The sequence below is a fragment of the Bradyrhizobium sp. UFLA05-89 genome (assembly GCF_059803475.1).
This window is the reverse complement of the sequence record NZ_JBANBA010000055.1, coordinates 1-18,792: the sequence shown is the minus strand read 5'-3', so window position 1 is coordinate 18,792 and position 18,792 is coordinate 1. Positions and strand designations below refer to the sequence as shown.

15 protein-coding genes are annotated in these 18,792 nt (G+C 62.9%); 4 read left to right on the top strand and 11 right to left on the bottom strand.

What is annotated here, in order from left to right; translation table 11 throughout:
• Positions 1 to 12: 12 nt before the first annotated feature.
• The 4 genes from SO139_RS25745 to SO139_RS25730 form a co-directional block, all read right to left on the bottom strand.
• The gene (locus tag SO139_RS25745) at positions 13 to 1,494 is read right to left on the bottom strand and encodes an ATP-binding cassette domain-containing protein (protein WP_449378973.1); all 1,482 of its coding nucleotides are present in this window, start codon (positions 1,492 to 1,494) and stop codon (positions 13 to 15) included.
• Complete coding sequence (locus SO139_RS25740; RefSeq protein WP_449378972.1) at positions 1,494 to 2,420, bottom strand: branched-chain amino acid ABC transporter permease; 927 nt, start codon at positions 2,418 to 2,420, stop codon at positions 1,494 to 1,496. The genes SO139_RS25745 and SO139_RS25740 overlap by 1 nt, the downstream gene beginning before the upstream one ends.
• A gap of 1 nt (position 2,421) precedes the next feature.
• On the bottom strand, positions 2,422 to 3,297 hold the full coding sequence (locus tag SO139_RS25735) for a branched-chain amino acid ABC transporter permease (RefSeq protein ID WP_449378971.1): 876 nt from the start codon (positions 3,295 to 3,297) through the stop codon (positions 2,422 to 2,424).
• Positions 3,298 to 3,409: 112 nt separating this feature from the next.
• Complete coding sequence (locus SO139_RS25730) at positions 3,410 to 4,594, bottom strand: ABC transporter substrate-binding protein (RefSeq protein ID WP_449379010.1); 1,185 nt, start codon at positions 4,592 to 4,594, stop codon at positions 3,410 to 3,412.
• Positions 4,595 to 4,954: 360 nt separating this feature from the next.
• Between SO139_RS25730 and SO139_RS25725 the strand changes: the two genes are divergently transcribed.
• Entirely contained in the window at positions 4,955 to 5,956 is a 1,002-nt protein-coding gene (locus tag SO139_RS25725; protein ID WP_449378970.1) for a ribonuclease Z, read from the top strand.
• An 11-nt stretch (positions 5,957 to 5,967) separates the two neighbouring features.
• Here the strand turns inward: SO139_RS25725 and SO139_RS25720 are convergent, their stop codons facing one another.
• Entirely contained in the window at positions 5,968 to 7,068 is a 1,101-nt protein-coding gene (locus SO139_RS25720) for an NAD(P)/FAD-dependent oxidoreductase (protein ID WP_449378969.1), read from the bottom strand.
• 104 nt (positions 7,069 to 7,172) lie between these two features.
• The gene (locus SO139_RS25715; protein ID WP_449378968.1) at positions 7,173 to 8,408 is read right to left on the bottom strand and encodes an SMP-30/gluconolactonase/LRE family protein; all 1,236 of its coding nucleotides are present in this window, start codon (positions 8,406 to 8,408) and stop codon (positions 7,173 to 7,175) included.
• A 427-nt stretch (positions 8,409 to 8,835) separates the two neighbouring features.
• Between SO139_RS25715 and SO139_RS25710 the strand changes: the two genes are divergently transcribed.
• The 3 genes from SO139_RS25710 (at position 8,836) to SO139_RS25700 (ending at position 12,971) form a co-directional block, all read left to right on the top strand.
• Positions 8,836 to 9,861 (top strand): ABC transporter substrate-binding protein, encoded by a 1,026-nt coding sequence (locus tag SO139_RS25710; protein WP_474799144.1) that lies wholly within the window; start codon positions 8,836 to 8,838, stop codon positions 9,859 to 9,861.
• Between the two features lie 7 nt (positions 9,862 to 9,868).
• On the top strand, positions 9,869 to 11,674 hold the full coding sequence (locus tag SO139_RS25705; protein ID WP_449378966.1) for an adenylate/guanylate cyclase domain-containing protein: 1,806 nt from the start codon (positions 9,869 to 9,871) through the stop codon (positions 11,672 to 11,674).
• A 271-nt stretch (positions 11,675 to 11,945) separates the two neighbouring features.
• Positions 11,946 to 12,971, top strand: coding sequence for an aldo/keto reductase (locus SO139_RS25700; RefSeq protein ID WP_449378965.1), 1,026 nt, complete (start codon positions 11,946 to 11,948; stop codon positions 12,969 to 12,971).
• Positions 12,972 to 12,986: 15 nt separating this feature from the next.
• Here the strand turns inward: SO139_RS25700 and SO139_RS25695 are convergent, their stop codons facing one another.
• The 5 genes from SO139_RS25695 to SO139_RS25675 all read right to left on the bottom strand — a co-directional run bounded on the left by SO139_RS25695 (position 12,987) and on the right by SO139_RS25675 (position 18,726).
• Positions 12,987 to 13,847 (bottom strand): carbohydrate ABC transporter permease, encoded by an 861-nt coding sequence (locus SO139_RS25695; protein WP_449379009.1) that lies wholly within the window; start codon positions 13,845 to 13,847, stop codon positions 12,987 to 12,989.
• A 186-nt stretch (positions 13,848 to 14,033) separates the two neighbouring features.
• Positions 14,034 to 15,149 carry a carbohydrate ABC transporter permease gene (locus tag SO139_RS25690; protein ID WP_449379008.1) on the bottom strand — a complete coding sequence of 372 codons (1,116 nt, stop codon included), beginning with the start codon at positions 15,147 to 15,149 and terminating at the stop codon, positions 14,034 to 14,036.
• 98 nt (positions 15,150 to 15,247) lie between these two features.
• Positions 15,248 to 16,906 (bottom strand): type 2 periplasmic-binding domain-containing protein, encoded by a 1,659-nt coding sequence (locus SO139_RS25685; protein ID WP_474799141.1) that lies wholly within the window; start codon positions 16,904 to 16,906, stop codon positions 15,248 to 15,250.
• A gap of 297 nt (positions 16,907 to 17,203) precedes the next feature.
• Complete coding sequence (locus tag SO139_RS25680) at positions 17,204 to 17,656, bottom strand: RbsD/FucU family protein (protein ID WP_449378963.1); 453 nt, start codon at positions 17,654 to 17,656, stop codon at positions 17,204 to 17,206.
• A 146-nt stretch (positions 17,657 to 17,802) separates the two neighbouring features.
• Positions 17,803 to 18,726, bottom strand: a complete 924-nt coding sequence (locus tag SO139_RS25675; protein ID WP_449379007.1) for a substrate-binding domain-containing protein — start codon at positions 18,724 to 18,726, stop codon at positions 17,803 to 17,805.
• Between the last annotated feature and the right edge of the window lie 66 nt (positions 18,727 to 18,792).

The following is an 18,792-nucleotide window of genomic DNA, read 5'->3' as shown; positions in this document are numbered from 1 at the left end:
TTATGGCAATCGTCACAGATATCCGGCGCCGGCTTCCGCCGCGAACCGTCCAGGATCTCCTTCCCAGACAATCCGCGCATGCTCGAGCACATAGACGCGGTCGGCGTGGGGAAGGGCGAAGGTCACGTTCTGCTCGCCGAGCAGCACGGTGATCGACGTGGTCTGCCGCAGCTTCTCCAGTGCCTTGGACAATTGCTCGAGGATGACGGGCGCGAGCCCCAGGGTCGGCTCGTCCAGGATCAGGATTTGCGGCTGCATCATCAGCGCGCGGCCGATCGCGAGCATCTGCTGCTCGCCGCCGGAGAGCGTCTGCGCCAACTGGCCCTGGCGTTCTTTCAGAATCGGGAACAGCTCGAAAAGCCACGCAAGCTGCGCCGCGCGAGCCTCGTCGGTGAGATGCTGGCCGCCGAGATCGAGGTTTTCCCGCACCGTCATCTCGCCGAATAGCTCGCGCGATTCCGGGCACTGCACGAGCCCGCTGCGCGCGATTTTTGCCGCGCTCGTGCCACGCAGCTTTTCCCCGCTGCGCAGGATCTCGCCGTCATAGGGCAGGAAGCCGGAGATTGTGTTGAACAGCGTGGTCTTGCCGGCGCCGTTCAGGCCGACGATGGAGACGAACTCGCCCTCGTGGACGTGGATCGAGACGTTCTCCAGCGCCTGCGCCTTGCCATAATGAACGCTGACGTTTTCCACCTGCAGCAGCGGCACCTTGTCCTTGAAGGTGGTCTCGGGCCGCGCATGGGTCTCGATGGCGCCGCCGAGATAGACCCGCCGCACGGTCTCGTTCTTCATCACCTCGTCGGCCTTGCCGGTGACGATCTCCTCGCCGAGATACATCGCGAGCACGCGGTCGACGAGCGCGGCGACGCCCTTGACGTTGTGATCCACCAGCATCACCGCGCGGCCTTCAGCGCGAAAGCTGCGGATCAGGTTGGAGAAGACGTCGACCTCGGCCCGCGTCAGCCCGGCGAAGGGCTCGTCGACCAGCACCACCTTCGGGTCGCGGGCGATCGCCTTGGCAAGCTCGAGCCGGCGCAGATCGGCAAAAGGCAGCGTCGGCGGCCGGCGATTCATCACGGCGCCAAGTCCGACGCGGTCGGCGATCCATTTGGCCCGCTCAACCAGCGCCTTGTCCGGAAACAGCATGAACAGGCTGTCCGGCAACAACGCGACCATGATGTTCTCCAGCACGGTCTGCCGGTTCAGCGGCCGCGAGTGCTGGAACACCATGCCAAAGCCCTTGCGCGCGATCTTGTGCGCGGGAAGGCCGGCGACGTTCGCGCCTTCGAAGATCACTTCGCCCGCGCTCGGGCGCTCGATGCCCATCACGCTCTTCATCGCGGTGGACTTGCCCGAACCGTTTGGCCCGATCAGGCCAAAAATCTCGCCGCCACGCAGGTCGAAGCTGAGATTCTTCACGGCCGTCAGACCGCCGAACCGCTTGGTCAGGCCACGAACGGCGAGAACGGATGTGGTGGTGACGGTCTGATCCATTATGAACGCGCCTCGCGTGACAGGGCCGCTCCGAGGAAACCGCCGGGGAAGAAAAGCACCACAAGCAGCGCGACTGCCGAGACGATGAAGGTCGCGAGCTCGCCAGTCGGCCTCAAGAACTCGCCCGCGACGATCAGGAAGATCGCGCCTAATGCCGCGCCGAGCACGGTGCGCCGGCCGCCGAGCACGGCCGAGACGATGACATTGACGCCGACCGCGACGTCGACCACGGTGCCGACCGAGGCCGTGCCGAAATAGAACACCAGCAGCGCGCCTGACAGTCCCGAGAAAAACGCGCTGACGACGAACGCGGCCAGCTTGTGCTTGACGATGTTGAAGCCGAGGGCGCCGGCCTGCACCGGGTCCTGGCCACTTGCCTGCAGCACGAGCCCGATCGGCGATTGCGACAGCCCGTAGAGGATCGCCGCCGAGATCGTCATGAAGCCGAGCGCGATCCAGTAATTGGCGCCCGCGTCGATGGTGATGACATCGGGAATGGTCAGCCCGATCTCGCCGCCGGTGAGATCGGCGAATACCACGATGAAGTTCTGGAGCATGAGCACCGCAACCAGCGTCGTCAGGCCGAAATACGGACCCCGCACCCTGAGGGCCGGCAGCGCCAGTACGAGGCCGGCGATGACGGAGGCGAGCGCGCCGAGCACGATGCAGAGATAGACCGACCAGCCGAACTGGTTGTTGAGAATGCCGGCGGTGTAGGCGCCGACGCCGATTAGGAACGTCGGTCCGAAGTTGACCTCGCCAGCGAAGCCGAACAACAGGTCCCAGGCCATCGCGAAGACGCCGAAATAGAACGCGACGGTGAGTAGCCCGAGCACATAGCCGGAGACGTAGAGCGGCAGCGTTGCTGCGATCAGGACGAGCGCGAGCGAAACGAAGAACAGGCGTGAGGTGAAAAATCCGGACATCTCAGCGCCTCCCCAGAAGGCCCTGGGGCCGGATGTACATGACGACCACCAAAAGCAGAAGGGCCGGAATGGTGCGATAGGCGGGCGAGACCAGATAGGCCGTGATGGTTTCGAGATAGCCGACCACGAATGCCGCGATCAGCGACCCGGAGACGCTGCCGAGGCCGCCGAGCACGACGATCGAGAACGCGCTCGCCGTCAGCGGCCCGACGCTGTAGGAACTGACTCCCAAGAACATCCCGAGCAGCACGCCGGCGATCCCGGCGAGGATGCCGTAGATCGCCCACACGACGATGTAGATGTTGGTGAGCTCGAGGCCGAGCAGGGTGACGCCGCGCGGATTCATCGATGCGGCCAGCACCGCCTTGCCGGTGCGGGTGCGGTTCACCAGCAGCCACAGGAGCGCGATGACGAGGCAGCACACCACCGCGGTGAAGATCTCGTTGCGCGGCGTGCGCACACCGAGAATGTCGACGACGCCCTCGACGATCGGCAGCACGGTCTTGGCGTTGTTGGTGAAGAAATAGGCGATCAGCTCCTGGATCATGATGCCCCAGAGCAGCGTGCCGGTGAGTACGAAGATCTCCTTTTCCTCATTGGGGATGCGGCGGGAATCCTGGATTGGCTTCACCACTGCGAAGTAGGTGGCGAAGGCGGTGACGAGAGCGACGGCCACGCCGATCAGGGCGCCGAAATAGGTGTCGACATGCAGGATGCTGGCGGCGGCCCAGGCCGCCACTGCTGCGGCCACCATGATGGCCCCGTGGGAGAGGTTGAGCACGCCGGAGACGCCGAAGATCAGCGTGAATCCGGTGGCTCCGAGAGCGTAGAGGGCGCTGATGGCGAAGCCATCGATCAGAATCTGGAATGCTCGCATCTATGACTGGCAATCTGATCTACGAGAGGCAGTCTCACTGCCTCTTTGGAGAGAAGGTGCTGCGTACGCCGCATGTGAAAGCTCCCGGGAGGTGGCCCGGGAGCAGTTCCGACTAGTTGGTCGTGAGCTTGATGAAACTCGGGAACTTGACGTCGGTCTTGGCGACGTCCTTCGGCCAGACCGCAATCTGCTTGCCGTCCTGCCATTGCAGCATCAGGCCGGTGATCAGGCCCTTGCCATATTTGATGGAGTGGGTGAACGGATCGTCCTTGCCATAGAACTGGACGCGGCCGATGGTGCCTTCCCAATCGGTCTTCTCCAGCGCGTCGACCAGCTTGTCGGCATCGGTCGAGCCCGCCCGTTTCACGGCGTCGGCGATGTAGTAGACCTCGTCATAGGCGGTGTAGCCGGCATAGGACGGATAGTTGCCGTACTTCTTCCGGAAACCGTCCGCGAACGGCACCGACTTCGGTGTCACCGCCACGCCGGGGCCGGAGACGCCCTGGTAGAGCACGCCCTCGGCGGCCTGGTTGGTGTCCTTGCCGAATGTCTCGTTGGTCGCCTGCGAGGAGATGCCGAACATTGGAATCGGCACCTGCTGGTTCTTCCACTGCACCGTCGGCTGTACGCCGACATGCGAGATGCCGGTGATGATCACGTCGGGCTTGGCGCTCTCGATCTTGTTGAAGATCGGCGTGAAGTCCGTGGTATCGGGCGAGAAGCGGATGTGGTCGAGCACCTTCAGCCCGATCTTGGGCAGGCACTCTTCGTAGCCGACGTCGAGCGGCTTGGTCCAGGCGGCGTCCTCGCTCATGATGACCGCCGACTTCATGTGCATCTTGTCGACCAACAGGTCCTTGGCGGCGTCGCAGACCGAGAGCGCCAGGGCAGCCGAGGTCAGATAGCCGTGGAAGGTGTACTTGTTCTTCTCGTAGTCGGCGTGAACGCTCTTGCTGATCTCGTTGGAGGCGGCACCCGGCGTGACGAACGGCGTCTTCAGGCGCGAAGCCCAGGGCTCCAGCGCCAGCACCACTTCGCTGATATAGCTTGCGATGACGGCGTTGACCTTGTCCTCGTTGACCGCGCGCTGGAATGCGCGCACCGAGTCCGCGGATGAGGAGTGGTTGTCGTAGGAGATGATCTCGATCTTGCGGCCGTCGACGCCACCCTTGGCATTGATCTCGTCGGCGGCAAGCTGCGCAGCCTGCGGGATCGACGCGCCGGCGATCGCCTGCGCTTCCGCGATCACACCGATCTTGATGGGATCTGCTGCAAGTGCCGCGCCTGATCCGGTCATCAGCACGCCGAATGCTGCCGCACCGAGGAATATCCGCAATGCACCAGGGAGTATGTTATTCATTCTGTTTCTCTCCTCTTAAACAAGCCTCTTTTGAGCTATTGGGCGCGACTATAACGGCGACGACAATCTCGGCAAGTGAAACTGCATTCAGGATTGTGAGAGCCGGACTAAAGTCTAGCGCTGCGCAAATAGAGTGCACCACGATCGTTGCAGTCATGCAGAATCCGCTGGCGGGCATGCGTTCGCGTCCGCCATGCGCCGGTGTGCCCGCGACGCGACAACGAGCGATCGACGCGAAGGCGGTCGCCTGGCTGACATCGTCGGGATAACGTCGCGCTGCGCAGGAAGGTCCTATTGATGGCTCAACTCGTTCAATGCCGCCTCGTCAACGAGCCATTCGCCGATCCCGGAGTGCTGGTCGATTTCAGGTTCGGGCGGCGCGCCATGTTGTTCGACCTTGGCGATCTATCTTCCCTGGCCAATCGGGAATTGCTGCGCATCAGCAACGTCTTCGTCAGCCATCGTCACATGGATCACTTTGCCGGCTTCGATCAGTTGCTGCGGGTCAGGCATCATCAGCCGGGCCGTTTGCGCGTGATCGGGCCGCCTGGTCTCGTCGCGGGCATCGCCGGCAAGCTGGCGTCGTATAGCTGGAATCTGCTGAACGAGGAGTCGCCGGATTTCGAGGTCGCCGCGGCCGAATTCTGCGACGGCCGGCTCGGCGACTGGGTAGGCTTCTCTGCGAGGCGGCAGTTTCGTAGCGCGCCGATTGAAGCGCCATCCGTTGCGCCGGGTCTGGTGTTTGCGGACGGCGATCTACGGATCGAGGCGACAACCCTCGATCACGGGATTCCCTGCCTTGGGTTTGCGTTGCAGGAAACCCTGCGCGTCAATGTCTGGACAGCCGGCCTCGCCGAACTCGGCCTTCAGGTCGGTCCGTGGCTCAATGCGGCCAAGAGCGCGGTGCGGATGGGCGCGCAGCCGGACACGTTGATCGTGGTCGATAGCGGCCAGACGATCCGGCTCGGCGAGCTGACCCGGCACGCGCTCAAGCTCGCGCCCGGGCAGCGCGTCGCCTACGTGACCGACGCCGCCTTCACTCCGGCCAACGCGGAGAAGATCGTCGCGCTCGCGCGCGGCGCCGATCACCTGTTCATCGAGGCAGCCTTCGCCGGCGACGACGCGCAACTCGCATCTGTGCGCCGTCACCTGACGGCGGCGCAGGCCGGCTACCTCGCACGCGAGGCGGGCGTGAAGCGGATGACCACGTTTCATTATTCTCCGCGCTATCTGGAGACGCCGGACCGGCTGCGAGATGAGGCGGAGGCCGCTTTCTCCGGCCAATCTGTGCCGGCCTGAGCATCTAGCGATCAACGTGCTTGCAGCAGCGAGGGATCGAGCGGTCGAAGCCGGGCGGGATCGAACGCCATCAGATCGACGCTGCGCGTTGCGCCCTCAGTCATCAATTCTGCCATCGCTTCGCCGGTTGCGGGCGCATTGAGGATGCCCCAGACATTATGTCCGGTCGCAACGTAGAGTCCCTCGCTGTTCGGCACGCCACCGATCAGCGGCAGGCCGTCCTGCGTGACCGGACGGAAGCAGGCCTGCCGGGTAATGATCCTCTCACTGCGAAACAGCGGTGACAACCGTTCAGCGATCGCTTGCAGGCGATCGATCGCATCCTGATCCGGCGTTACGGCCGCGGGGTCAACCGGTAGCGGCGCGACGTCAGAGAACGCTGTGATCAGGGTGCTGCCGTCCGCGCGCGGAAAAACCTCGATCGATATTGTGCTGCCGTTTTGCTCATACTCCAGGAATAATGCATCGGCCGGAACGTCCGTGCCGGTGTCGTACACGATGCTTGGACTTCGCTGCCCGTACACGGCGGGCAGTCGCATCCATTGGGTCGCCAGCAGCGACCATGGTCCCATGGCGATGACAACGGCATCCGCCTCGACGACGCCGCCATCGATCTCGACGCCCTTCACGGTCGTTCCGCCCGCATCGCGCGCGACGCCGTTGACACGTCCCCGGCGCAGCTCGGCGCCTTGCGCGAGCGCCGCGTTCATCATCGCCGAGGTGAATTTGCGCGGATGAACGATGGCCGTCGTATCCGTCGTGCCGAGCCGGTGCGCGATGACGACGCCGTTGGACAGCCAGCCGAGCGCGGATGGTGCGTCACGCTGCGCGTCATCGCTGGCAACGAAGCCGCCATAGGCGGTCATGCGGCGGTAGGCCCAATCGCCTGTGATCTCGTGCGGTAGTTGCGCGTGGAGCGCAAAGCTGCGCCGCACCAGCGCATCGAGCGGCGTTCCGGCGCACCAGTCGAGCGCGAGGAATCCCCCGGCCTTGCCGGATGCCGCGGCGGCTACTTCGGTCCGCTCGACGACGACGACTTCGGCGCCGCGGCGGCTGAGGAAATAGGCGGCGCAGGCGCCGATCACGCCGCCGCCGCAGATGACAACGCGCATGGTGTCTTTCCCTGGCAATCCCGTCACGCACCAAGGCGACTATCAAAACAATTCGGCGCCGGCGGGGCACGCCGGCGCCTCGTCGTGATCCGGCTCGCGCTGTCTCAGCCCGGCCCGGCGCCTTGCGTCGCTGTGTACACGGCGTAGAGCGACTGGCTCGCGGCCATGAACAGGCGGTTGCGCTTGGGGCCGCCAAAGCACACGTTGCCGCACACCTCCGGCAGGCGGATGCGGCCGAGCAGTTTGCCTTCCGGCGACCACACCGTCACGCCGCTATAGCCGACGGCGCGGCCGGCGTTGCTGGAGGCCCAGACATTGCCATTGACGTCACAGCGCACGCCGTCCGGCCCGCACTTCACGCCGTCGATCGTGAAGTCGCTGAACAGCTTTTGATTGGAGAGCTTGTTGTCGCTGCCGACGTCGAAGACGTGCACGTCGCCCTTGCCACCGGCGCCCGTATCGCCTGGACCCTTGCCGGTCGAGACGACGTAGAGCTTCTTGAAGTCGGGCGAGAAGCAGAGACCGTTGGGATCGGGCACCTGGTCCTCGCTGACCACGAGGTCGATGCGGCCACTGGGGTCGATGCGATAGCAATTGGTCGGCAGCTCGCGCTTGCCCGGCGCGAAGCCGGCCGGCTGGCCGATCCGCGGATTGAGCTTGCCGGCGGCGTTGCTCGGACCGCCCGGACCATCCGGCTCGCCCTCATAGAGCTGGCCGCCATAGGGGGGGTCGGTGAACCAGTAGCTGCCGTCGGGATGCGCGACGATGTCGTTCGGCGAGTTCAGCTTCTTGCCCTGATAGGAGTCGGCGAGCACCGTGGCGGTACCGTCATGCTCGTAGCGGGTGACGCGACGGGTCAGATGCTCGCAGGAGAGCTGGCGGCCCTGGAAGTCGAAGGAGTTGCCGTTGCTGTAGTTGGACGGCGTGCGGAATACGCTGACATGACCATCATCCTCGCTCCAGCGCATCTGCCGGTTGTTGGGAATGTCGCTCCACAGGAGGTAGCGGCCTTGCGAGTTCCACGCCGGCCCTTCGGCCCAGAGCAGTCCGGTATGAAGCCGCTTGATCGCCGTGTTCGGTTGCGCGAGGTCGTTGAAGGACGGATCGACCGCGATGATGTCGGGGTCCCAGAAATAGGTGGTCGGCGCGCCACGCGAGCTGAAGTCACGGGGCGGATTTGTGATCGTCGTCGGCGGTGCCGCCGGCGCGTTCTGCGCCAGTGCGGCGCCGGCACCCGTCATCGTTGCGCCTGCAGCGATCGCAAGGCCTTGGACGAGTGATCGTCGTGAAAGCGTGGTGTCTGGATCGCGCTGCTCGGAATCGCACAGTTGGCGTGTCATCGCTTCCTCCGGGTGGGGGTTCCGCCGGCCGGTTGATTCCGGCCGAGCGGCCGCAGGTTAGTCCGACCGGCCTCGAGTTACGAGTGCGGCCGTTCTCCTTCATGATCAACGGGCGTGAAATGCAGCATGACATTGATGCGAACGATTTTCGTCGGTGAATTCGCACCGTCGGCGAGACATTTGTGCACCGGTAGGCACGCGAGAGAGCGAGTAAGCCTTATTGACGTGTTGGTTCCGGGAAATACCGACCTCAAGAAAAAATCAAGCGCTTCTAAAGCCAAAAATACATGAACGGCCAGTCTCTTGGGACGGTTCTATCGACTAACGACAGAGATCGCTCCTTTGGCAGTTCAGCATCCAGGGCGCGAGAGAACTGGGATCAATACCCCTGTCGGTCCCCTAGCCACGGCGGACCTTGGAAGTCCAAGTGCAAATTAAGACCACTGGATGGCCTGTTCCGTACAGCTTGGTCGTAGCGGTGGTCGCCATGAAACGAAGGGACTTTATTCGGCTTGTCGCCGGCGCAGTAGCTTGTCCTGCGATTGCGCGCGCGCAAGAGGCACGGAAGGTCTATCGCATCCTCTGGATCTCCACGGGCTCCGAACCGGATCCGTTCCTGGACGGTTTTCGCGAGGGGCTGGGCGCCCTGGGTTATGTCGAAGGCAAGAACGTCACCCTCGAGAAGCACTATGGAACTCCTTCGGCTCTGCGCCAGATCATTTCGCAACTGAGACGCGGTGAGGTCGACCTTGCGGTTTCCAGTGGCCCGGCAACGCGTGCCATGGCTACCGTCAAGGACATCCCCATCCTGTTTGCTCTCAGCGGCGACCCGGTGGCTTTGGGGGTGGTCAAAAGCCTGGCGCAACCTGGCACCAATTTCACCGGCAGCACGTTCCTCTCGCTTGAGCTAGCGGGAAAGCGCGTTGAGCTGCTCAAGGATATCTATCCCAGAATTCGCAGGCTCGCCGTTCTCTCGAACACGGACCATCCGGGGGAACCCTCGGAGTGGCGCGCGACCCAACAGACATGCGCAGGGCTGGACATCCTGCCGGTCTATATTCCCTTCTCCGGCGCGCGCGAGCTTAACAATGCGCTCGAGGTTGCGGCTGGCTCGGAAGCCGACGCCATCCTCGTGTTTCCCGATGTTGTGACAATGGTTGATCGGACGACACTCGCGGAGTTCGCGCTGGCGCAGCGGCTCCCTTCGATGTTCGGCTGGTCCGAGTATTGCGAGGCCGGCGGACTTTTGAGTTACGGCGCCAACCAGCGCGCGACCTATCGGTGGCTTGCAAATTACGCCGACCGGATCCTGCGCGGCGAAGATCCTGCCGTTCTTCCCGTCATCCGGCCCGAAAAGTTCGAACTGGTGATCAATCTGAAGACGGCTCGGCACCTTGGCGTAGAGCTGGATACATCTTCAATCCTGTTTCGCGCCAACAAGGTGATTGCCTGAGATCGCTATGTCAAAATTCGTTGCACAATCTTCGTTGACTGTCCGTGGCGACGCGAAGCGGCCGCACCGCTCTCTGTTTTGCAAGTACTTCGCGACCCTGTTCGTGGCAGCCGTCGTGCCTCTCATCCTTGGGGCGGTGATCGAAGCATCGTTCGGCTATCGCGACCAGCGCCGCCATATCAGCGAGGTTCTGCAGGCCGAGGCTCGTGGTGCGGCGGGCAGGATAGAGGCCTTCACGGATGAAATAAGCGATCAATTGGGCTGGGTCGTGCAATTTCCGTGGGCACAGGGAGACGATGACCGGCACAGGATCGACGCGTTGCGTCTGTTGCAGCAGGTGCCGGCAATCGTCTCCGTCTCGCTGCTCGACGAGAGCGGGACCGAGCGCGTTTTTGTGTCCAGGCTGCGTTTAAACAAGACCGGCCGAGGGATCGACCTATCCGCGGATCCCGCAGTGATCGGCGCGCGCGCCAACAAGCTCTGGTACGGTCCCATCCAGTATCAGCACGAGTCCGAGCCATATATGAGGATCGCGGTCGCCGGAAACCTTCCGGCCGCTGGGGTTGCCATCGCCGAGGTCAACCTGAAGCTGATCTGGGACGTTATTGCCGCGATAAGGATCGGTCAGACCGGCTATGCCATGATCGTCGACGATTCCGGGCAGCTGATCGCCCATCCAGACATCAGCCTGGTCCTGCGCGGCCGTGCCGGTTCCGTTGATTTCGGCCGGATCAAGCAGCTCGTTGGCACCACGAGTAGTGGTGCCGTCATCTCGGGAGACAAAGGTAATCCCGTCGTCGCACTCTCGGTGCATGCACCCGATATCGGCTGGACGGTGATTGCGATGCAGCCGGTCCTGGAGGCATTCGCACCGATCCGCGCGGCATTGTGGCGCTCGTCGCTTCTGATTGCGTTCGGTGTGCTGATCGCGCTCGCGCTGGCCTACTGGCGGGCCCACCGGATGTCCGGTCCGATCAAGCAATTGGAGGAGGGCGTCGAGCGGATCGGTACCGGACATTTCGACCACCGCATTGGGATTTCCAGTCGTGACGAATTGGAGCAATTGGCGGTCCGTTTCAACGAGATGGCGTCGGAGCTGGCGATCTCGCAGCAGAAATCCGTCCGCATAGACCGGCTGAAGCAATTTCTTGCGCCCCAAGTTGCCGAACTCGTCGAACATTCCGCCGAACTGCTCGAAGGACAGCGGCGTGAAGTCGTCGTGGTTTTCGGTGACTTGCGTGGCTTCACGGCATTCGCCGCGCGCGCCGAACCGGACGTCATCATGGCCGTCCTGCGCGAATACTATGCGGCAGTGGGAGCTGTCACGACTCGCCACGAGGCCACGTTGATCCGCTTCGCCGGAGACGGTGTGATGCTTCTCGTCAACGCGCCGGTTGCCTGCGACAAGCCCGCAAACCACGCTGTTCAGCTCGCGATCGATCTGCAGGTCGCGGTGCAGTCGATTGCCGGAAAATGGTGCGCCGCCGGTCACGCGATTGGCTTCGGCGTCGGTATCGCAATGGGAACGGCGACGGTCGGAACCGTCGGCTATGAGGGACGGCTCGACTACACGGCCCTCGGCAATGTCGTCAACCTGGCGTCTCGGCTATGCGGGCTGGCAAAAGATACGCAAATCCTGACCGACACAGCCGTCGCAGAAAAAGTCAGGGATGCCATCACCCTTGTCTCGATCGGCAAGCAAACTATCAAGGGCTACGATCAGCCCATGGAGATGTTTGCCGTTGCCCAGGGCAATATGCCCTTGGCGCGTCCGGATTCCAGGCCGCGCCCACTTGAAATCGAAGCCTTGTGAGACCGGCGTCTTCGACACAGCGAGGCCGCGCAGGCGGTCGGAGTGAGCGATGTGTTGTTGCATCGTCGCTCTCGCCGCTCCGTCCCACTTTCCCACGCCCGTCGTCGATCCGCTGACGACAGAGCGTTCGCAGGAAACGCCGACGAATTCGGAGTTGAATTCTCGCGTGACGTGCGCTCGTGCGCGTTGACACACGGCGACAAAGTCATACGCTGCACGCGACCGAACATGAGACCGGCGCAAAGCCGCGCAGAAAAGAGCAACATCCACCATGGGTTCACAATCAGTACTACCGCGCCGCACCCTTGGCCGGGCTGGGCTTGACGTGTCAGTCCTCGGCTTCGGGACCGCGCCGCTGGGCGACCTTTTCCTCAGGCTTGACGACCAGACGGCGATCGCCGCCGCGGAGCGGGCGTTCGAGCTTGGCGTCAATCTGCTCGACACTTCCCCGCTCTATGGCTACGGGCTGTCGGAGCACCGCTGCGGCACCGCGCTGCGGCGCGTGGCCCGCGAGGACGTCATCCTCTGCACCAAGGTCGGTCGCTGGATGGACCCGTTTCGCCAGCCGGAAAATCGGGCGGGCTTTGTTGGCGGGCAGCCGCACCGCCCCGTGGTCGACTATTCCTATGACGGCACGATGCGGTCGGTTGAGCAGTCGCTGCTGCGGCTCGGCACCGACCGGATCGACCTGCTGCTGATCCACGACGTCGACGTCTGGACGCACGGTGCTGCCGCGATCGAGGACCGGTTTCGCGAGGCGATGTCCGGCGCTTATGTTGCGCTGGACAAGCTCCGCGCGGAGGGTGTGGTCGCGGGCATAGGGATCGGCGTGAACGAAGCCGACATGTGTGTGCGCTTTGCCAAAGCCGGCACGTTCGACGTGATGCTGCTGGCCGGGCGTTATTCGCTGCTCGAGCAGCCGGCGCTGAAGGAATTCTTGCCGCTGGCGCTTGACCAGGGAATTGCCGTGCTGCTCGGCGGCGTCTTCAATTCGGGCATTCTCGCCACCGGTGCGGTCAAGGGCGCCAAGTACAACTATCAGGATGCGCCGCCGGAGATCATGGCGAAGGTCGCCGAGATCCAGCGCGTTTGCGAGACCCATGGCGTCGCGCTGCCGACGGCCGCCGTGCAATTCGCGCTCGGCCATCCGGCGGTAGCGAGCGTGGTGCTGGGGGCGCATAGTCCAGAGGAAGTCGAGCGCAACGTGGCAGCGCTTACGACCAAGGTGCCGAGCGCGCTCTGGGCCGATCTGAAGTCTGCGCGCCTGCTCGACGCGGATGCGCCGGTGCCCGCGTGAGCGCGTTGATAGCCGCTATTTTCCAGCGCCCGTCGTCAGGCCGCTGACGATGTAGCGTTCGAGGAAGATGCCGACCACGACGAGCGGCGCGATCGCCGCCGTCGACAGTGCCGCCATCGACCACCAGTTGATGCCCTGCGAGCCGGTCTGGCTCGCCACCATCACCGGCAGCGTCTTCGCGTCGGTGCTGGTGAGTAGAGCGGCAAAGAAATATTCGTTCCAGCACAGCACCAGCGAGAGGATGAACGCGGCGACCATGCCGGGCACCGCGAGCGGCAAGATGATGCGCAGGAACGCGCCCCAGGTCGACAAGCCGTCCACGAAGGCGGCCTCATCGAGCTCGATCGGAATCGCGTTGAACTGGTCACGCATGATCCAGATGACGATCGGCAGCACAGTCAGCGTGTAGAGCAGGATCAGGCCAAACGTCGTGTCGAGCAGCGCCAGGGCCTTGTAGAGCACGAGGAACGGCAGCGCGAGCACCACCGGCGGCAGGATCAGCTGCGACATGAAGAAGAACAGGATGTCGTCATTGCGCATCCAGGCGAACTTGTAGCGAAAGCGGCTCAAACCGTAAGCGGCGAGCGATCCGAGCACGAGCGCCAGCAGCGATGCGCCGACCGAAGTGAGGATGCTGTTGACGAAACGGTTCATGAATTCGGAGCGCGCGGTCGAGGTCCCGAACAGCGTATCGGGCGACAGACCGAGCGAGCGCCAGCCTTTCCAGTCCGGCTGGAAATCGACCCAGGGAATCAGGTGCGCCTGCGTCACATCGACCGCCGATTTGAACGAGGTCGTGACGGTCCAGTAGATCGGAAAAAGGCAGATGAAGGTCCAGAGCAGCAATGCGGCGTAGATCAGCGTGCGGCCGAGCATGCGCTTGGCACGTGGCCCAGCGGGATGTCTTGGAACGGGTTTCGATGTCGCGATCGACATGGACAAGCGTGTAACTCCGTTTCGAACCTAAAGCATGATCCGGAAAAGTGTGCAGCGGTTTTCCGAAAAGATCATGCCAAAACAACAACCTGAAGCGCGATGATGATTCTTCTTAATCTCATCGCTTTAGACCACCTTCTGCGTCCAGCGCCTCGAAAGGCGCAACATCAGCGTCAGCAGCACGATGATCAGCAGCAGATAGACCATGGCGAGCGCCGTGCCGTATCCGACGTTCGAGCGGTCGCGGTAGACGCGGTAGATGAAGCTCGACACCGTGTCGGTCGCGCCGCCGGGGCCGCCGGCTGTCACGTTGATCACGATGTCGGCGAGCTTCAGCTTGAAGATGATACGGATGATCAGGACCGTGATGCTGACCGGCAGCATGATCGGGAAGGTGACGTGCCAGAACGACTGCCAGCCATTTGCGCCGTCGACCTTGGCCGCTTCCTGCACCTCCTTCGGCATCGCTTGCAGGCCTGCGAGCAGGATGATCATGATGAAGGGGATCGAGACCCAGGCGTCCATCGCCTGGATGCTGAAGCGCGCCATCCAGGGCGAAGCGAAGAATGCCGGGTTGTCCCAGCCGAGATAGCGCGCCAGCGTCGCCGCCGGGCCGAAGCGATATTCCAGCAGCGATTTGCCGATCATCCAGCTCACTGCGACGGGGCTGAGCATCATCGGCAACAGGAAGACCACGCGGAAGAATTTTCTCGCGCGGATCTCGGCACTGAGCAAGAGCGCCAGGCCGAACGCGATCGCGTACTCGCCGAGCACCGCGACGGTATAAAAGACCATGTTGCCGAGCGCATTCCAGTAGTAGGTGTCGTTCAGCATTCCCTTCAGATTGTCGAAGCCGGAAAAGCGCGGGCCCTCGATCGAGCTGAGATTCCAGTCGAGTGAGGCGATGTAGATCCCGAAGATCGTCGGGAAGATCACGACGGCGACGGTGAAGAACACCGCCGGCAGCAGGAACAGCGCGCGCTGGCCACGCTCGCCACGGGTCAAAATTTGTCCGACGCCAAAAGCGACGGCCCAGACGAGATAAGCGATGAGGATCGGCCGCCAATCGGAAAATCCGGCCGTAATTGTGCCGGTCGTGTGCAAGACCTGAATGAGGACGACGAGCAGGAAGCCGAGCGAGGCCAGCAGAACCAGCGCGCGGCCGGCGGCTTTCCTGCTGCCGGGAGCGCGCTTCGTCGCCGGCTGGTGGTGCGCATCGCTAACGGGTACGGAATTCTGCATCGAGATCAGTCGCATTCAGTGCCGGTTCCGGCGCCGGGCAAGTTTTCGGCTGGCGCCGTGGGGCGCCAGCCGAGGGTAGATGATCTTGCGTGGGCGCGCTACACGCCGAGCGAGGCCTTATAGAGCCCGATCTGCCGTTCGCGCCCGATCTGGTCGGTCAGCTTCTCCCAGGCCGCCGCGATGTTGTTCGCCCCGGTCTGCGCGTCGACCTTGCCAGCGAAGATCTTCGTCAGCTCGTCTTCCGCAATGCTGTAGTACTGGAAGATGCCGGGAATGCGCGGCTCCACGGCGCGGTTCGGGTGGTTGTAGGAGCCGAGCTGCGAGTTCAGGTAGGACGTGATGTACTTGCGATCGTAGCCCGCGGCCACCCACTCATCGTATTGGAAGTGGCTGGTCCGGTGGGCCTGGAAGCCCGACGGGTACAGCACCATCCAGAACGAGAGGTCCTTGCCGCCGAGATGCGCGGCTGCGCTCCAGGCGGCCTTGTGCTTCTTCTCGTCACCATTGACACGCGCCATCACATAGATGCCCCAGCCGAGATAGGCGCAGTTCGGGGCATGGTTCGGACCGCTCGCAAGCTTGTCCCACTGGCCGGTCTTGGCGTTGTAGACATCGTCCGAGCCGGGCAGGATGTCGAAGCCGACGACGTCGCCGATCACCGAGGTGTCGCTCGCCTTCGCCACCTGGCCGATGTCGCCCCACCAGGGGATCATCGAGCCGATGCCGGCCAGGAATTGCTGGAAGCCGGTGGTGTTCGGGTCGGCATTCAGCTGATCGGCCGGCTCGGATGGCAGCGCGTCGATCACGTCCTGGATGGCGCGCACCCAGGCCGGATTGTTGATGCGCGGCTTCATCGTGTCGATGTCGAACAGCCAGGCCTTGTCGTCGGGATGCTTGGCATAGGCCGAGGCGCGGCTGCCGAGGAAATAGAAGCCGAACCCGCCCCAGGGTTTTGGTGCATCGAGATAGCCGTAGACGTTCTGGTTCTTGAACTTCTTTCCCTTGAGGAATTTCGTCACCGCCTGGACTTGCTGCCAGGTTTTTGGCACGCCCCATTCGCCGGTGTTGCCGGCTTCCTTCCAGGCCTTGGCGAGCGCTGCGTCCGAGAACACATCGGTGCGATAGTTGAAGTTGTGGCAGTCGCCGTCGATCGTGACGCGATAGGTCTTGCCGTTCCATGTGCCGACCGGCGGCTTCAGATAGTCGACATAATCATCGATATCGATCTGCTTCTTGACCCAGTCCGGCATCTCTGACGCCAGGCCCTTGCCGCAGACATCGCCTTCGAACGGCGCGCCCATCTCCAGGATGTCGAAATCGACTGTGCCGGTCGCGATCGCCTGCTGGAGTCGCGGGTTGTAGTCGGCCTGAGCGAGATCGATCCAGGAGATTTTTGCGCCCGTATAGGCCTCCCACGGCTTGAGAAAGCCGCGGAACAGGAGGTTATGCAGGTTCTGATTATTCAGTCCCATGAAGGAGAGCTCGACGCCCTTGAACTCGCCTTCCTTGATGCTCGCCTTGGTCGGGCCGAGGCAGAGCTCGCCGACCTTCTGCCAGTCGGCGTCGGTTGGCGAGCCCTTGCCCACGCCTGGAATTTGCCCAATCTGCGCGCGAAGATTGTTTTGTGCTAGCGCAATCTCCGAGAACGTGCCGAGCGCTCCGCTCGTGCCCAATGCTGCGGCGCTTGCCGCACCCTTCAGCACCGTACGCCGGTTCGGACGGAGTGCGGAAAGCCAATCATAGTCTTGCTGTTTCATCGCGATACCCTCCCTTGTTGACTTTCTTGATGTGAAGTCTGAGTAGCCGAAGCACACCGAGGACGTGAGGCTCGTGGACTTCAGTGTCGTCGTGATGGGTGACTGATGCCGCGTTCGAGTATGCAGCGGCGCCCATCAATGTCAACGAAAGCACGCGGAGTTGAAGCCGCCTGCCACCAATCAGAAATGACGAAGAGAATTCTCGCGATGCCGCGCTGCAAGATGGATGCTCGCGCGCGACATCATCTCGATGTCATATTCATGCCGAACGTGCCGCGCAGCCCTTTCCTCGTTAGCTCAAGCATCGGGCGGGATGACGCCCTTCTTGAAGATGAAGCAGCCATAGAAGCGCCGCTCCCCGGTCTGGATCACGCAATAGGATTTTTTTGCGAGCTCGTAGAAGGCGAAGCGCTCGATCGAGCCCATAGGGGAGGATTTCCCCTCCGCCGCGTCGATTTCGGCCTGCACCTCGCGCTGCACGGGCGGAATCTCGTTGGGCTGGCCGACGATCTCCATGCGCGATGCCGGTTTGTCGACAAAGCTGTCGAGCGGCAGCACCGACAGGATCGCGCGCGCGGCGCGTGCAGTGGTGACATTGTCGATGCGAATGAGCTTGCCCAGCACGGTCTGGCGCGCCACCGCATCGGCCGGAAAATTGGTGTCGCAGAGCACGAGGTCGTCGCCGTGTCCCATGGACCGCAGCGCGTAAAGAACATCGGCATTTAGAAACGGGTCGATCGATTTCAGCATGCAACGCCTCCCGGGACATAGGTCAGTTTCTTAGGCTGACGACTATCCAACGTCACGGCGCTGCCGTCCATATCGACGTAAAGTCCACAGTCCGGTTCAAGTCGGCTTGAACCGGACTCCGTTGGTGCGCTCAAAGCCCCAGCCGGTCAGAGCAGCCCGTTCTTCTTCAGGATCTCCGGGGCATTCTCCTTGGTGATCAGCATCGTCGGCAACGTGATGACCGGCTCCAGCTTTTCGCCCTTGAGCAGCTTGACCGCCTGCCGCAGGCCTTCGGCACCGGGCGTCGCATAGAGGAACGTCGCGGTCAGCTGACCCTTGGAGACCCAGGTGACGCCTTCGTCCGGCAGCCCGTCGATGCCGATGATGAACTTGATGTCCTTGTCGCGGCCGGCGTCCTTGGCGGCGAGATAGGCACCATAGGCCATCGGATCATTGTGACCGTAGACCAGGTCGATCTTCTCGTTGTTGCGCAACGCGGTCGTCATGATGTTGTAGGCCTTGTCCTGCTTCCAGTCGCCGGACTGGTTGTTGAGCAGATACTTGATGCCCGACTCCTTGTCGGTGTGGGCATGGAAGCCGTCGTGCCGGTCATGCGCGGGCTGGGTGCCCATGCCGCCCCAGATCTCGACGACGTTGCCGGTTGCCTTGCCTGGCCCGCCGAGCAGCTTCACCGCGTGCTCGCCGGCGGCTTTGCCGATCGCGACATTGTCGCCGCCGATGAACTGGGTGATGCGCTTGGTGTCGACGTTGCGGTCGAGCACGATGACCGGAATCTTGGCGTCGATCGCCTTCTCGACGACGCCGGTCAGTCCCGCGGACTCCTTGGGCGAGATCAAGAGTACGTTGACCTGCTGCACGATGAGGTTTTCGCAGTCGGCGACCTGCTTCTCGGTCTTGTCCTGGCCGTCGGTGATGACGAGGTCGACGTCCGGCTGGTTCTTCGCTTCGGCCTGGATGTCCTTGTTGAACTGCACGCGCCATGGTTCGAGCGTTGTGCATTGGCTGAAGCCGACCTTCCACTTGCCCGCGGCTTTGGCAGGACTCCAGCCGGCCGGCAGATAGACGGTCATGGCCGCACCGGCCATGGTGGTCGACAGTTTCAAGAATTCACGACGCTTCATCGAGATCCTCCCTTG